Raw genomic sequence first — 16,399 nt, forward strand, 5'->3', positions numbered from 1 at the left:
GAGGTGAACCCCATGCAGGGGATCGATTATACGGCCGGCTCGATCCATCGTTTGTTATTCCGTACGGCCGTTCCGATGCTGCTCGCTTCTCTGGTTAACGTGATTACACAACTGGCCAATGTATTTTTCCTGGGTCATACGAGTCAAAGTGTATTATATGTGCTCTCATTGTATATTCCTGTCTCCTTCGTCATGATTGCCATCATCGAAGCGATGCAGCTGTCTGTTCAGGTCGCGGTGGCGCGCAGTCGTGCCGGGGGCTCTCGTGCATTTACCCAGCTATTCGTGCACATGATGGGCAGTGCAATGCTGCTTGCCATTCTGACCGGGGGAATTGTGATGTTACTGACCCCTGTGCTCTCATGGTTTTACCATGTGCCTGCCGACATTGGGCCCATGTTTACGCTGTACGTAGGGGGCATGATGGCAGTGAGCATCCCGGCCGTCCTGGCGGCAGTGACCAGTGCGGCGTTACGAGGACTGGGCCGGGCACAGTCAGCGTCGTGGAACGCGGTTGGTATGGCGATGCTAAACATTGCTCTCGTGTACACATTTGTGTCGGTCTTCGGGTTGGATCTGAAGGGCATCATCTATGCTAACCTGATCACTTCCGTCTTGTCCTTGGCTATTTCTCTGCTTATTCTGTTCATTCGTCGGGAAATGATCTTTGAACGCTTTGCTTTTGCACAAAAACATCTGATGGCCCTCAGGCATGTCGGTATTCCTGTGTTCATCTCGTACTGCATGATTTTTCTGAGTACATTTTTTTTTAATAAAATTGTCAGTCACTTTGGCGAAGGGGCGGTTGCTGGCTTTGGCGTTGGTTATCGAATTCAGACGATGGCGATCCTGCCGGGTATCGTCATTGGATCGGCCATTGGCATTATCATCAATCATAATTTGCAACCACCACACCGGCCAAGGGCCTATGCAAGTTATCGCCAAGGTCTGCTGCAATCCTTTGCTCTGTACGTAATCATTGCCGTTGCCATCTGGATCTGGCGAGATCCGCTTATCGCATTCCTGATCGAAGATACGGCAACCCGTGCAGAAGCAGCGCGGTATCTGTCCATCGTGGCTCTTTCCTATATTGGCATGGGTCCCATGATGACAACTTTGCTGACGATGGAACAGAGTGGGCGCGGATACCAGGCCATACTTCTGAATGCGGTGTATTTTCTGATTATTATTGCACTTGGCTGGGGATTGACTCGGGCTTTCAATGAGGTTACTTACTTCTATGCGGTAATTGCTGGCATGAATGTGGTCGGCATGTCGTCGTTCTTCCTGCCTTTCATGCGAATGCTGAAGCGGGAATACGTCGAACCTTCTACGGATAAGGACATCAGTACAGAAGGTGAAGCGACGTTGCCGAATAAAAGCTATTCCACACAGACTTGACTCTAACTACGTACAGGAGGCTTTTGCATGAAAACATCAGAACCTGCTTATCTGGTACGTCGCATTGCAGATGCGTGGATCGCTGCGGATGAAACGTTCAGCCAGTTTTATGAGCTTGAACCGGCGAAAGAACTGGAGCCACAACTCCCCCCGGATTTGCCGGGGGTGGAACCTGCGGAAGCGCCTTTTTTTTTGTATGAGCCTCTCATCGGTCATCGGGCTCCTCAACTGGGGATCTTGGGTATCCCTCATTCTGGTGGGACAAGCATGTTAAACTCCTCCGTTGCCGGACTTGCACATGCATTACGCGTAGAATCGTGGAAAAAGGTCATCTATCCATCGTTACAAGAGTCCGGGAATTCGAGCTTGTACGATATTGGAAGTGGGAGACGATTGCTTGAGATCGTAACCATGCAGGATTGGGGTACTTGTCTTATGAATGAAGCGGAGGCGGATACAGCTGTTCCTTATCAAAAGGGGCTTGCGGCCGCACTGGATCATGCGCTGGATCAACAGGCGCTATTGTGCTGCATTGGCGGAGACCATTCTATTACGCATACTGTGCTTCAGATGATGGCAAAGGCCCAGGGCAGTCGAAGAGTGCTGGTCCAGTTCGATGCCCATCATGATTGCGGTATCGATGCCATCCATCAGGAGCATCCCAGTCACTCCAATTTTGTGAGACATTTGCTAGAGCAGGGTACGGTAGCTGCTGTTGTACAGATCGGCCTGCGTGGTCTTCGCTCAGCAGATCAGATGTACAGCCATCCTGGCTTGATTCAGATATCGGCAGAGCATATGACACCCGAGAGGGTGAGCCATGTTCTGAACGAGGTAAGGCAGAAGTACGATGTCGACTCGGCTTATTTAACGTTTGACTTGGATTCCCTTGATCCGGGAATCTTCCCATTTGTTGATTTTCCGATTGCTGCAGGACCGACCTGGCAGAACATTCGAGACTGCGTTATTGCAGCGCTGGAAGTCCCGTTATCTTATGAAGGGATGGATATGGTTGAAGGACAGGGTGTGCAATCGGATCGGCACATTCCTGGACAATATGAGCTGGCGCTTCGAATGTTGGTCTATATGATGGATGGTATCGACCGGAATCGTCGGCGGTTTGAATCGTCTTCTAGAACTAGCGCAGCCAGGGAAGGAATGCTGTCGGGAGCGGGAGTATCCATGAATCAGGGCATACAGGAGGTGTAAGCATGGAGGATTTTCATACATTATATACGTTACATAAGGAACAGGTCAGGGAGGAGTTGTATAGGGAAAAGACAGACGGAATTCAACTGGGATTCTTCTATGCGCTAATGAATATTGTTAAGGAGCTTGCACCACTTCAACCGGAATCGTCACCGGAATCGATCTGGATGGATTATCTGGCTTTTTTGCGGACGGTTGACGAACACAAAAAAAGTCCGTACTCCTTTATGGATTGGGATGAAGTCGAGGGGCTTGAACATCTGCAAGCGACGTTGCAGGAAGGTGGCGCCTTGTTGACCTGGCATTATGGATTTGTCAGACATAACATGATCACTATCGGACAGGAGATTCGCGCAGGCCACATGAAGTCCGGATTACCCTTCTATCTGGTGGCTGAACAAGGTACCGTAGAGCAGGAGCAGAAGCTGTCGTCCTGGAACACCCTACGGCAGTTTGCAGGTGCTGATCTGCTGAACGCCGAGGATGAGATGATTGGCATACGATTATATTCTCATTTGCGGAAGGGAGGTTCATTCAACCTTTTCGTAGATGGTCAGACCGGGTTCAACGTGGATAATCGGGCAGTGGAGCTTCCTTTCCTGAGTTCACGCATCCGGACGAGGAGCGGTATTTTTCGTATTTTAGCCAAGACACGCAAGCCTGTATGCCCCTATTTCATGACATTGACTGAAGATTTTCGTTCCAAAATTGTTTTCTTGCCGCCTTTCATCTTAGAAGGCGATATTCAGGAATCAGCAGGACGTGTATATGAGCCGTTTCGCAATCAACTGCTGAAGCAGCCTGCATTATGGAGATTCTGGGACCGTCACCATCAGCAAGTGATTCACTGGAAGGAGGATGAGACTAACCTTCATTCAGCGGAAGCTGAGAGTCAGGTGGACTGGTTCTCCAAGCCGCTGGAGGGATTTGGTCAGCTTGGACTGAACACCGCGAGTGGCATGATCTACAATTTGGGTTAACCGTCAGATAAGGGGGGAGGCAAGGATGCAGTCTTTCATTACGGAGCAATACAATCGTCTATCGGTCCATGTGATGCCAACAAGCCAATACGCCAACTATTATCTCCATCTGGGCATTGTTAACGAACAGGGGAGAATTCCATCAGCGGTGTTTGCAGTCATTGTGCGGCTACTTTTCAGGCAGGATTCTCTCGGCAAAAGAAAGCTACAGCAGCAACTATGGTCCATGTATGCCGATGAGCTGAGATGCGAATTGGAGCAGAAGGGGGAGACTCAGCTCGCATCCATCCGGTTGCGTATCCCTGCAGGGTTGCTGCCCGGGACCGATGCACGGACGCTCGATGCGCTGAAGCTGCTCGCAGACATGATGTTCGAACCGAGCCTTAAGGGCGGATTTGATTTTGATGAAGCGCAGATCCAGGAGGAACTTGCTTGGGCAGAACATCATGCTGGCTATGATGTGTCCAATTGGGACAAGGTGGTACAGGGGCGCAGTCTGGAATGGCTTGGGTATACGGAACGAAGCAGGGATGCCGACGTGGAGCAACTGCAACATTGTGTGCATGATGGTGAATTGCAGCAATGGTACCGGGAGGTGCTTTGCAGCCCACTACATATTCATGTGATCGGTGATTTCCAGTCGGATGTGATGATAGCTCAGGTCATGGAGGCCTTTTTGCCTTCGGTTGTCGCAGCTGAGGGGGGAGAAACTCCATATGTGATTGGGCATGATGAGCCTACTGAGCGCCGGGAGGAAGGCGAGATGATGCTTGAACTGATGGATGTTCAGCAATGCAAGATTAATGTGACCTTCACCACCGGGGTGACGTATGGATCCTCGGACTACGCTGCCCTGTTTCTGTTTCATTCCCTTTTTGGCGCTACGCCTGCGTCCAGGCTTCAATCCGAGCTTCGTGAACGAAAGCAATGGGTGTATCAGATCTACAGCACGCTGGATGATTATCGGGGGACGCTTCATGTGACAACGGGAACAAGCAGTGGATATGTGACAGAGGTGCTTGAAGCGATAGATGCTGAATGGCTGAGGATATGCAGCGGAGACATTCAGGAAGTAGAGCTGAATAGAGCTATTCAAAATGTGATGCATTATGTGCAAGTGGGATACGATCTGCCTGAGCAGGTAGTCAACCTTCATATCGATCGATTGCTCAACCGGGTCCAGATGACAACTCCGCAATTCCTGGAAGCCATAACCTGCGTTACTGGGGAACAAGTGGCCGAGGTAGCCTCTGGCATGAAAAAGGCTGTCACCTGGATTTTGTATCCTGAGAATGAATATTCCGCACCAGTGCAGGAGGTGACTCATGAATAGTACTGTGAATATCGCACCTGTCCGCAGGCGCTTGTCCAATGGTCTGTCGGTCCACATTTTCCCCGAACCCCAGTTCCATCATACTTTTGTTTCGTGGTCCGTGTCCTATGGCTCAATCCATGATGCAGCCCTGCCTGGCAGAGCACATTTCCTTGAGCATATGATGTTCTACAATCCGGATCAACGGCCCGTCAAGCCGCTATTTCATACTCTGGGAGCTTCGACATCTGCATTGACACGTTATGATGTAACGACTTATCAAATGGCCTGCACAGGCGATTTGAAACGAAGTCTGGAGTTGTTCACCGGCATGCTTGCTGCTCCATATTTCACCCCGATGCATCTGGAACAGGAACGGTCCGCCATTCATCAGGAGCTGTCCATGTATGCAGACCAGCCCTCGTGGCGAGCTTTGCAGCAGTTGACTCAGATGATGTATGGCAGCAATCACCCCATCACGATGGATGTTGCAGGCACACCGGATAGTCTGTACCAAATGACAACGGATGAGCTGAAGCATGCCTACAACACTCGCTATGCCACAGGGAGCATGGCGATAGCGGTTGCTGGTCCGGTTGAAGCGGAGTTCATTACGGATATGCTGGAACAATTCCCTGCGATGGAACCACTGAATGGTGCCTACCTGCCAGAAGTTACACTCCACTATTTGGGCGAGGACTCCAATGAGCAGTATCGGGAGATTGAATGCGGATTGTCCTTGCCGCTTGTAAGGTATGGGTTCCGTGCCGAAGATGGGATGCAGTTAAAAGAGCAAATTTCTTGCATGATCGGCATTGAAGCCTTACTGGGTGAAACTTCCGATTTCCACGCGGAATGTATGGAGTTGGGTCTGCTTCATAAGGGTGCAGAATGGGACCACTATTATCGCAGGGAATTTGCCTTTTCGAATGCTTGTGGGTATTCAGCAGATCCCGTTTCTTTATATAACCGGGTTGAGGAAATGTGTGAGCATATTCAGAACGGGACGCTGTCCCTATCCAACTTGAACCATGCGCGGATGAAGTGGTTAAGCAAGTATTATGCAGACATGGATTCATTAAAACAGCGATGCATGCATGTCTCCGAATATGAGGTGATCGGACTGGATTATATGCAGCTTGGCACGTATGCACTTGAATTGACAGAAGAAGAGGTTAGGAGTGGTCTCAGAACTATTGCAACGTCTGCTCGTCTGAAGATGGTTGTTATACGATAGCATGTACGTAACCCCGGATAGGGAGGAGGGCCTTATGGATTCCAGAACCGGAACAATCAGCAGCCTTCTGGCAATGAGGGAACAAGGGAATAATACGTTCACGCCATTTTCAGGAGAACCGGAGGTCCATATTTGGACACAGACTTTGCCCATAAGGGAGGATCAACTGCAGACAGCGGCTGCCATAGACTCCGATGCAATGACTTCAGAAGAACATGAACGTATGGTCAGAATCAGCACAACCTCACGGCTACAGGCTCATTGCTGGATGATTTCAAGGATTTTCTTGCGAAGAGTACTGGCACAGTACATGCAGCTTCAGGCAAGGGATATTCGATTTGAATACGGTACTTCCGGAAAGCCTTATCTCGGGGGAGGTCCGCAATTCAGCCTTTCGCATACGAATGGGCTATGTGTACTGGCGGTTACATCCACTAACAACGAGCTTGGCGTGGATGTGGAATGGGTACGTCCACTACTGCGAGAGAAAGCCATCATCCAACGTTTCCTGACGGAAGAGGAGCGGGATCATGTGCTGGAAGCCATATGTTCCGGGGAGGATTCTTCTTCCCTGTTGTGGAAAGTCCTCACAGGCAAGGAGGCCTGGATCAAGGCTTCAGGTCAATCTTTATGTGGACAGTGGAGAAATCTGAATACGGTACAGGCTATACGTAATGATGAACATGTGCTGGAATGGGCCGGACAGAATTATGTATTGCATTCCCTGAATATGGGCAAGGGTTATTCCGCATCATTATGCGTGACAGGGACGGAGAGGTCACTCGTACGCCGGATGAATGTGGCGGATCATATACAATGCTAAAGGAAGATAGGAAATTAAATCTTACATATCTATTGTCTAAACATTGTCATTACCTATAATATGGATAAATGGTACCTTAATTTACCAATGTTAAATTCATTGGTTCAATTCCAAGGAGGTTTGTCATGATTCAGTTCCCTAAACCGGATGTCGAGCAATATTTTCAGACGTACCGTATTTCGCATTTTGCCGTATCGGCAGACGAGAAACGTTTGTTCATGGACAGCAATCTGAACGGTCAGCCAAATATTTGGGCGATGGATTTGCCCGGAGGGTACCCGTATCCTTTAACGTACTTGAATCAGAGTAGTCAATTTATCAAAGCAGACCCGCAAGGACGTCATCTTCTTACCGCCTTTGATCGGGATGGTGACGAGAACTATCATCTATACGCACTTAAGCCAGAGGGCGGTGTTCCACTGCCTGTTGTTCCGGCAGAGCCGAATGACCGCTGTTATTACGCCCACTTATCTGAAGATGGACAGCGTTTGTATTATATAACCAGCGCAGGTAACCCGAATTACCTCAATTCGCGCCGGCTTCATCTGGAGACGGGAGAGGACGAGCTCCTGCATCAAGGGGAAGAGGCCACAAGCAATCTGGTTGCTGTAAGCTCGGATGAACAGGCCTACGTCATCTTGAAAATATATTCGAATACCTACCAGAAGGCATATCTGTATCGTGACGGTGAAGAACAGGAGATCCTGCCAGCATCAGAGCGACAGAGTCAGATCCCGGATCTGATTTTCGCAGATGACAATCGCCTTCTGCTGATCACGAATGATAACTCACCATACTCGTATGTGGCTGAGTATCGTATCGATTCCGGTGAGTTCCGTCCATTGTGTAAAATTGAAGGGGAAGATGTGGAGTTCATCCGCTGGCATCAAGCTTCCGAAACCTTATATTTATGGACACTTATAGGGCCGGAGAATCGCATGTACGTATTGGACAAAAATGCAGATCAACCTCGGCGTGTAGATATGCCGCTGGATACAATTGAGCAGGTCACTGTTACGAAAGCGGGTAATATCTATATTCTGGGGCGTGGAGCAATCCAGCCGCATAACATTTATCGCAAAGTGGCAGGTGCTGAATCCTGGGAGCCGCTGACTGCCAATCGGGTAACCGGACTGGACCCCAGTGATCTCGTGTACCCTGACGTCATTCGGTATAACTCCTACGACGGACTGGAGATCGAAGCGCTTTTGTTCAAAGCAAAGCCGGAGCAGGCCAATGGCTACACGGTATTTTGGCCGCATGGTGGGCCGCAGGCATCGGAAGCGAAGTTTTTCCGGCCGATGTTCCAGATGATGCTCGCTCAGGGCTATCATATTTTTGCACCGAACTTCCGTGGCAGTACCGGATATGGTGCGGAATTCGTCAAATTGGTTGAGCGGGATTGGGGCGAAGGCCCGAGGCTGGACTGTGTTGCCGGGATCAACTGGCTATTTGATCAGGGAATTACCTCGCCTGAGCGGTTGTTTGTGGTGGGTGGTAGTTACGGTGGATACATGACCCTGCTACTAGCAGGGCGTCATCCGGAGCTGTTCCGGGCTGCGGTTGATATTTTTGGGCCGAGCAACTTGTTCACATTCCTGGAATCCGTACCGGAAGACTGGAAGCCGATGATGGATAACTGGCTGGGGGATCCGATCCGTGACCGCGAACGTCTAACGAAGGATTCACCGATTACGTATCTGGATCAGATGGTGAACCCAATGCTGGTTATTCAAGGGGCTAATGATCCAAGAGTCGTGAAGGCCGAATCCGATCAGATCGTGGCTGCGCTTCAGTCGAAGGGACTGGATGTGGAATACATCGTTCTGGATGACGAGGGCCACGGCTTCTCCAGAAAGGCCAACGAGATTCTCGTGTATCGCCGAATGTTGGAGTTTTTGCAGAAACATCAGGAGTCACCGGTCGCACAGGCTTAAGCTGAGCGGGGTTTCATCGTTGATCGAAATATATCGTGGTATGACGAAAACCGCCAGAGATCATCATTGATCTTTGGCGGTTTTATGCGTGCACCTGGATGTTGGGCGACATATATGGAACGATACATACGTAAGTTTGGAAGGCCGCTATCCATTGAGCACCCTGTCCAAATCTACTCATCCAGTAATGCAAGAATCGAATCGATGGACTGCTCCGCCCACTGTGCAAAAGGCAGGTCGGCTGCCCACGTCACTTGTCCTGTCGCTTTGGCTTCACCCCACCACAAGATACGTTGATAGAGCAAATGCACGCTGAGACGTGCACGGAACTGCTGACATTTCTCCACGTCCCCTGCACAGACCAGATCCCGGTAGCAGCGAAGGAACTGTGCGGCCAGCTCTGGTTGACCCTCACGGACATACCTGGTGGACATTTTGGTTAAGTCGGCTATGCCGTCTCCGAAATAGGCAGTTGTAAAATCGAATAGACCGCTAATTTGCCACGCTGAGGAACGGTCATCCTTTTTTTGAACTAGCACATTCTCGACCTTGAAGTCACCCATGACAAATCCCGGAACAGCTTTGGACCGAAATGCCGGTTCAGCATGCTTGAACTGCTCGTCCACCCACTGAACATCTTCATCCGTAATCACCGAGTACTGTTCAGCATCATGTAACCAGTGGCGGATGGTTCCGTACAACCAGTCCAGATAATCGCCTGCAAAGGAAACAATCTGCTTCGCTACAGGATCATATTCCCCAGCATCAGGCACCTTCCAGCGGTGCAGTTCAGCCAAAGTATGGGCAAACATACAGGCGATCTCTTCCTGATCTTGCTGTGACAGTGAGGCCTGGAATGCTGGATCATACAGGTGATTACCCGGCATGCGCGGCATGATGGCATAACTCCAACCCATATGATTGGTATCTTCATGTAATAAATAGGGTTCAGGAACAGGAATGGACGTATGCTTTGCCAGTTGTTCTACAAAGAACTTTTCTTCCTGTAACTGTCCTGAATATAACGGATTACCTTTCAAAATATATTCTCCACGGGAAGTATGTATGAGCAGTGTCTGACCCATAACGCCTTTATCCGTTCGTTGATAATCTTCAAGGGTTCCCAGATCAAATTCATTCAGCGCTTCTTGCAATGAAGCTGCGGCCACTTCGCCGAGCTGATTGGAACCAAAATATATACGGGTTGTCATATGGCCTGACCCTCCTGGGTTTTAGTCCTCATCCTCTTCGTCAGACAGGTCATACGTATCCTCATCCAGCAAGCCACGGATGAAAGCTTCAAAATTCGGTGCAAGATATGTAATCTCATAATCATTTTCCTGATCCACGTGAACGACACACGGCTCGCCTTCTGGACCGCAGAATCGATAATCCAGCATAACGACATCATGACCAGCGGATGGACAATCACAGATTACAATCCCCAGATCGGGGTATCCCCACTCTTCAATCATGAATCGGCTACCCAGCTCACCACCGAGTGCGTATATTTTATCGTGTCCGATCCCCATAATGCTTGAAATAGCAATGTGATCCTCAGACCAGGAAGTCGCTTCTTTGGTGGGAAATACAGTGAGCGCGGGGATACCGCCGTTCTGGGTATTCATTAAATGAATATAGGAAGCGGGCAGCTTGTAGCCCAGTTCCTTCTCAATAGACACAATCTCTTCTTCGTCAAAAGGTTCCGAGACATGATTTTCCTGCGCATAATCGCTGTGTACCCAGAACGTTGCGGGAGCGTAAGTCCCTGAGGCGGCTCTTAGATGGTTCTGTGTGCCGCTCTGCTCCAATGCTGCAATACCCTCTTCATGGCGTTGTCGATCAAGCCGCATTTTCTCCGCTTGGGGACGAATCTGGCGAAGGAATTCAAGCGTAGATTCATCATGAGGCAGAAGTTCATCAGCTCTCTCAAAAGCGAGTAGTGCCTGTTCATAGCTCGCGATGTAACAGTATGCGTAACCCAAACGGTATTGCCAGAGGGGATCGTTTGCTCCTTGCTCATGTACAGACAATAAATGTTGAACGGCTTCGCGGTAGCGTTCGTCATTGTTATAGGCTCTGGCGAGTTGACCGATTAGATCATAATCTCGCTCAGATTCAGGTATACGTTCAATACGTTCGATAATGAGACTGAATTCGTCCTGCTCATGCCACAAATTGATTTGTTCCAGCAGTTCTCTTTCCATGAATAGGCCTCATTTCCGTAGGAGGGATGTGAATCTCTTCCATTATATAATAAGTGTGTGTTGGTTGGAGAATGTATAAATCAACATCTTCGTAGCATACTGTTTAAGTATACTTTAAGTTTAGTCTGTAAAGTTTAAATTTAGTTTAACTTTGTTTAAGTATTGTGTTGAAAGTTAAACTTTATTATCCTATACTAGGAGTGTGAGGTGAAATGGATATGGGAATCACGAGAGTCGAAAAGAATATATTTAGTCAGAACACGGATGAGATTGCTTCTGAATTAGTTCAGAGTTTGAGTAATACGGATAATAGTATTTTATTATTCAAAGTACTGGCACTTGCAGTCAAAAATAATGCTGAATTTGTTCGTAGCCTGGATGAATCTATCTTTGAAGATGCTGATATTTTTAGAGAAAAGTATGTTACTCTTCTCAAACATGCGTTAAGTCAAGCAGTGGATGTACCGACAGGTAATATAAACAGTGATGCTCCTTCTACTGTAGCTATAAAGTCTTATACTCCCAAAGAGTTATCTACATTTTTTGGAGTGAGTATCACGACGATCTTCAACTGGATTGATCAAGGCCGTTTCATGGGTATTCAAAGAGCCGGGTCCAACAAACATAATCTCATTCCAGATGATACTACATATGTGTATGGATCTGGTAAGAGAACAACGATTAAAGACATTGTGAATATGTGGAAAAAGGAAGAGGCAGAACACCAATCCACAATAGAAGTCAGCGACTTGGATTACCACACAGGGCAAATTGCCTTATATGAAGATAAATACAAAGGGGAATTCGAACGGACACTCGGAACTAAATTGAACTTAACACCTGAAGAAGAAACCGATGCACAAGTTTGGAAACACCATTTGGGGAGGCAGCGTCTTGGCTTTAAAGATACCGAAAAGTAATTTTCGTTTTATTGAGAATGATTTTTCAGATATTATCTTGAAAAGAAATATCTCTATTAAATTATAATAGTTCAATACTGATATGAGATTGTACATACGAATTAAACAACACTCCCTGAACTTAGGCGTAGTAGCCACAGTTCAGGGAGTGTTGTTTTTATTTATAGTGTATGTGATTAAAACGATATGAATTGAACTAATCATTTACACAACAACGGAGAGGACAGAAAGAACTTGAAAAAGCGAAGCGTTCGCCTTTATCACCGGATTTTCCCTTGAGAAAGGGAATCAAAAAAATCTGGGGATAACAGCGATTGGAAAGTTGTTCTGTCATCGTAGTGTCAGTGTAAATAATTTTCAGTTTAATTCGATATGGGGAATCTTTATTACAAATCGTCAAATCCGTTATCGTCGCCAACTTTACCGTAGTTACGGGATTTGGCTTCGAAGAAGTCTGTTTTTGTTGCATTTAGTGCTTCATCAGAGAATGGTTTGATCCAAGGCATGCAGTTTACATCCACACCTTCATACGCTTTTTCCATACCCATCAGACGCAGACGTTTGTTGGCGATGTACTTGATATAGTCTTCCAACTCGTTCAGATCGATGCCGCGGACGTTACTGAGCGTGTAGTGTGCCCAGTTGGTTTCGAGCTCAACAGCACGATTGATGGTTTTGTATACGTAGTCCATGTTCTCAGGTGTGTTCAGTTCAGGGAAGTCTACCAGCAACTGTTTGTACACTTCAGCGAAGAAGTAACAGTGTTGGTTTTCGTCACGCTGGATATACGAGATCATCTGGCTGGTTGCCATCATTTTCTGGTCACGGGCCAGATTGTAGAAGAAGGCAAACGTACTATAGAAGAAGATACCTTCGAGTACCAGATCGGCTACCATAGCCTGGAAGAACGTCTGTGGAGACGGCTCGTCCCGGAATGTTTGGTAAATGTCTGCGATGAAACGGTTACGGTCAAGCAGTACCGGATCATGTTTCCAGTATTCGAATATTTCCTTTTGCTCCCGATCAGATACGATCGAAGACAGAACGTAGGAGTACGATTGGTTATGAACGACTTCCTGTTGTCCAATAATGGCCGAGATTGCTTCGAGTGAAGAATCGGTAAAGTAACGTTTTACGTCACCAACAAACATCGTCTGCATGGAATCAAGTACCGCGAGCAGGGAGATGTTGATTTTGAACGTACGTTGTTCTTCCTCGTCCAGTTGAGCAAATTGTGAAGCATCTTTGGACATTGGAATCTCGTCTGCGATCCAGTGGTTGAGCAATAGTACTTTGTACAATTTGTACATATGAGGCATGCGAATGTCGTTCCAGTTCAGGATACCGGAGCATTCACCTTCAATAATACGGGTTGATTGGTTAGGGGCTTCGGTGTTGAAAATTTTCTGTACTTGCATTGTTCCGTTCACTCCTTGAAATTTCATAATGTTCTGCCGACAGAACTTTGGGAAATCATCTATATCAACATCTTGCGATGCTGTGATCGTGTTTTAGGCAAAAAAGAACCAGGGCAACGCCATTTTGCAATCAAAACAGGATGCACTGGTGGTCACCTCGAATCTAGTAAATCTTCTCTATCATGGATAAAACGGATCTTGCGCAAAAATCAAGATTCTTCAATCGTTAATGCCCGGCTACGAACATAATAAGTCGATTTCATGCCAGCTCTCCAGGCGTGCAGATGCAATTCCAGGAATTCTGTTGCTTTGATATCCGGTCGAACGTAGAAGTTGAAGCTTTGTCCCTGATCGACGTGGCGCTGACGGGCAGCCGCCATATTAATGGAAGCATGTTGATCCACCTGGAACGCCGTTTGGTAATAAGGGCTTGTTTTTTCAGACAGATCCGGAGCCGGGTTGGCAATTTTGTAAGTTGTTTTCTCTTCATAAGATAACAGCTCATAGAGCGGATCAATACTAGCCGTTGAACCGGCAATGATGGACGTGGAACCATTAGGTGCAATGGCGAACAACCATGCATTACGTACACCGTTTTGCTGTACTTCGGCTTGCAGTTCTTTCCACTGTTCGGTTGTCACGAATTCGCCTACGCGCTCACCGGATGTGTACTCGCGTTGATCGAAGTAATGACCACTTTCCCAATCGGAACCTTTGAACTTCGGATAATGTCCTTTTTCTTTGGACAGCTCCATACTGGATTTCACGAGCAGATAGTTAATTTTTTCATACAGATTATCGTTATATGTTACCGCTTCGTCAGACTCCCAATGAATGCCTTCGAGAGCAAGCAGGTGGTGAAGTCCAAACGTTCCCAGACCGACTGCGCGATATTGGCTGTTGGTATATTGGGCTTGCAACACTTCAATGTTGTTAATGTCGATAACGTTGTCCAGCATGCGCACCTGAATTGGAACGAGACGCTCCAATACATTATGAGGTATAGCACGTGCCAGATGGATGGAGTTCAGGTTGCAGACAACAAAGTCGCCAGGCACTTTAGAAATCACGATGCGAGTTTGTCCATCCTTGGTTACGAGTTCTTCCTTTTCAATTACAGTGGCAGACTGGTTCTGCATAATTTCGGTACACAGGTTGGAGGAGTATACCATACCGTGTGCACGGTTAGGATTCGAGCGGTTAACCGTATCCCGATAGAACATGTATGGCGTACCTGTCTCCAGTTGGGATTTCAATACACGCTTCATGATGTCAATCGCCTGTACTGTAATCCGGGACAGCAATGGGTGATTCACCGCTTCTTCGTATTTATCACGGAACGCACCTTCGCCAAAGGACTCATCATAGAAATCTTCCAGTCCAAGTGCACGACCATTCTCGTCCTTCCAACCCATCACTTTCTTCGTTTCGTGCGGACAGAACAGGCTCCATTCCCCACGGGAGGATACCCGCTCCATGAACAAGTCAGGCAGACAGATGCCGTGGAATACGTCATGCGCACGCATACGCTCGTCACCGTTGTTCAGCTTCAGATCGAGGAAGGCCAGAATGTCTTTGTGGAAAACGTCCAGGTACACGGCAATGGCACCTTTACGCGTACCGAGCTGGTCTACGCTGACCGCTGTATTGTTCAGTTGGCGAATCCAAGGGATTACACCGGAACTTGTATTTTGGTGACCACGGATATCCGAACCACGAGCTCTGACTTTGCCGAGGTAAACGCCGATGCCGCCACCCATTTTGCTCAGACGAGCTACATCCGTGTTGGAATCGAAGATACCTTCGAGTGAGTCGTCCACCGTATCAATGAAGCAGCTGGAGAGTTGTCCGGCTACTTTTTTACCTGCATTGGACATCGTAGGAGTAGCTGCGGTCATGTACATGTTGCTCATTGCCCAGTATGCTTCCTTGACGAGATCCATACGTCTCTCGGCAGGCTCTTGGTGCATTAGGAACATGGCGATAACCATATAACGCTCTTGCGGCAATTCCATTACTTTTCCATCAAAATCGTGAGCGAGGTAACGTTCTGCCAGTGTGAGCAAGCCGATGTAATCGAAGAGCAGATCGTTGCGGTAGTCAATGCACTCCGCAAGTTCGTCGATCTGTTCTTTGGTGTAACATTCCAGCAACTCTTCGCGATAGATGCCTTTCTTCACGAGATCTACAAGAAGAGGATGGAATGCGCCATAAGGCTCGTCCGGGTAAGACTTGTATCTGCGGTTGGTAGCCGCTTTTTTGTACAGGGAAGTGAGCAGGGAGCGTGCCGCTGCAAATTTCCAGTTAGGCTCCTCTTTGGTTACCAGTTCCAGTGCGCTCATGATAAAAGCGTTGCTGATTTCGTCTCCGGTAACTTCATCACGGCGGAGCTTGCTGTTTACCCCACGTACCAGACGTTCCTTGTCCAGCATTTCCAGTCCTTCCAGAGTACGGTCGGCATATACCGAGATGCGCATATCATCAAAGGCAAGCTGGCGGTTGTTCGGCTTGGTCACAACTTGTGGCATGAATATTCCTCGCTTTCGCATGTTTAAGAGATAAATTGGAGAAATTCTTTATATAAAGAATTGAGTGTCTTCTTACGGTGAGAAAAAGGTAAAGGTTGCGTTTGGCGGACTGAAACGGCGGTGACAGGTTATGTCTTAAATCGCTCAACTTGAGGAGCACAAAACAGCACAATGCAGAACATGCTCATATAAAAAGCATTCTCCCCGCCTAGCGGCTGAAAATGCCCATGGATGCTCTGGCTTCCTTACTGTCTTAGAGGTTCAGGATATCGACAGAAAAGGGTGCTTATGTAAGCTTTTGTCTATTGCAGATGTGCCTGTAGTTTGAGGATACCGGATGCAGTCCAAACAGCCCCGTTAACCTCCGTGTCAACTCTGTTTCGAGAAAGCGATTTACACCTACAGGGACGTGCCTTTGGAGGTGATT

At 47.8% G+C, this 16,399-nt stretch carries 12 protein-coding genes; 8 read left to right on the forward strand and 4 right to left on the reverse strand.

The features are described 5' to 3' along the window. Positions 1-12 precede the first annotated feature (12 nt). The 7 genes from MHI06_RS02525 (at position 13) to MHI06_RS02555 (ending at position 8,899) form a co-directional block, all read left to right on the forward strand. Positions 13-1,401: an MATE family efflux transporter gene (locus MHI06_RS02525; protein WP_340400298.1), complete on the forward strand. Its 1,389-nt coding sequence runs from the start codon at positions 13-15 to the stop codon at positions 1,399-1,401. A gap of 27 nt (positions 1,402-1,428) precedes the next feature. Next, positions 1,429-2,610, forward strand: coding sequence for an arginase family protein (locus MHI06_RS02530; RefSeq protein ID WP_340400300.1), 1,182 nt, complete (start codon positions 1,429-1,431; stop codon positions 2,608-2,610). Positions 2,611-2,612: 2 nt separating this feature from the next. Then, on the forward strand, positions 2,613-3,590 hold the full coding sequence (locus tag MHI06_RS02535) for a hypothetical protein (protein WP_340400301.1): 978 nt from the start codon (positions 2,613-2,615) through the stop codon (positions 3,588-3,590). A 25-nt stretch (positions 3,591-3,615) separates the two neighbouring features. Continuing rightward, the gene (locus MHI06_RS02540) at positions 3,616-4,923 is read left to right on the forward strand and encodes an insulinase family protein (RefSeq protein ID WP_340400302.1); all 1,308 of its coding nucleotides are present in this window, start codon (positions 3,616-3,618) and stop codon (positions 4,921-4,923) included. Next, positions 4,916-6,139 carry a pitrilysin family protein gene (locus tag MHI06_RS02545; RefSeq protein ID WP_340400303.1) on the forward strand — a complete coding sequence of 408 codons (1,224 nt, stop codon included), beginning with the start codon at positions 4,916-4,918 and terminating at the stop codon, positions 6,137-6,139. Before MHI06_RS02540 ends, MHI06_RS02545 begins: the two co-directional genes overlap by 8 nt. A gap of 34 nt (positions 6,140-6,173) precedes the next feature. Next, entirely contained in the window at positions 6,174-6,962 is a 789-nt protein-coding gene (locus MHI06_RS02550) for a 4'-phosphopantetheinyl transferase superfamily protein (protein ID WP_340400304.1), read from the forward strand. Between the two features lie 125 nt (positions 6,963-7,087). Beyond that, positions 7,088-8,899, forward strand: coding sequence for an alpha/beta fold hydrolase (locus tag MHI06_RS02555; protein ID WP_340400305.1), 1,812 nt, complete (start codon positions 7,088-7,090; stop codon positions 8,897-8,899). Between the two features lie 173 nt (positions 8,900-9,072). Here MHI06_RS02555 and MHI06_RS02560 read toward each other — a convergent pair whose 3' ends face one another. Beyond that, positions 9,073-10,110, reverse strand: coding sequence for an aminoglycoside phosphotransferase family protein (locus MHI06_RS02560; protein ID WP_340400306.1), 1,038 nt, complete (start codon positions 10,108-10,110; stop codon positions 9,073-9,075). Between the two features lie 21 nt (positions 10,111-10,131). Then, positions 10,132-11,106, reverse strand: coding sequence for an SMI1/KNR4 family protein (locus tag MHI06_RS02565; protein ID WP_340400307.1), 975 nt, complete (start codon positions 11,104-11,106; stop codon positions 10,132-10,134). 212 nt (positions 11,107-11,318) lie between these two features. Here MHI06_RS02565 and MHI06_RS02570 point away from each other — a divergent pair, with 212 nt between their 5' ends. Continuing rightward, on the forward strand, positions 11,319-12,026 hold the full coding sequence (locus MHI06_RS02570; RefSeq protein ID WP_340400308.1) for a hypothetical protein: 708 nt from the start codon (positions 11,319-11,321) through the stop codon (positions 12,024-12,026). A 386-nt stretch (positions 12,027-12,412) separates the two neighbouring features. Here MHI06_RS02570 and MHI06_RS02575 read toward each other — a convergent pair whose 3' ends face one another. Beyond that, positions 12,413-13,444 carry a ribonucleotide-diphosphate reductase subunit beta gene (locus MHI06_RS02575; RefSeq protein ID WP_169480780.1) on the reverse strand — a complete coding sequence of 344 codons (1,032 nt, stop codon included), beginning with the start codon at positions 13,442-13,444 and terminating at the stop codon, positions 12,413-12,415. Between the two features lie 209 nt (positions 13,445-13,653). Next, a complete protein-coding gene (locus MHI06_RS02580) occupies positions 13,654-15,972 on the reverse strand; it encodes a ribonucleoside-diphosphate reductase subunit alpha (protein WP_340400309.1) in 2,319 nt (772 codons plus the stop codon). Between the last annotated feature and the right edge of the window lie 427 nt (positions 15,973-16,399).

This window comes from Paenibacillus sp. FSL H8-0079 (assembly GCF_037991315.1).
Classification (GTDB): Bacteria; Bacillota; Bacilli; order Paenibacillales; family Paenibacillaceae; genus Paenibacillus.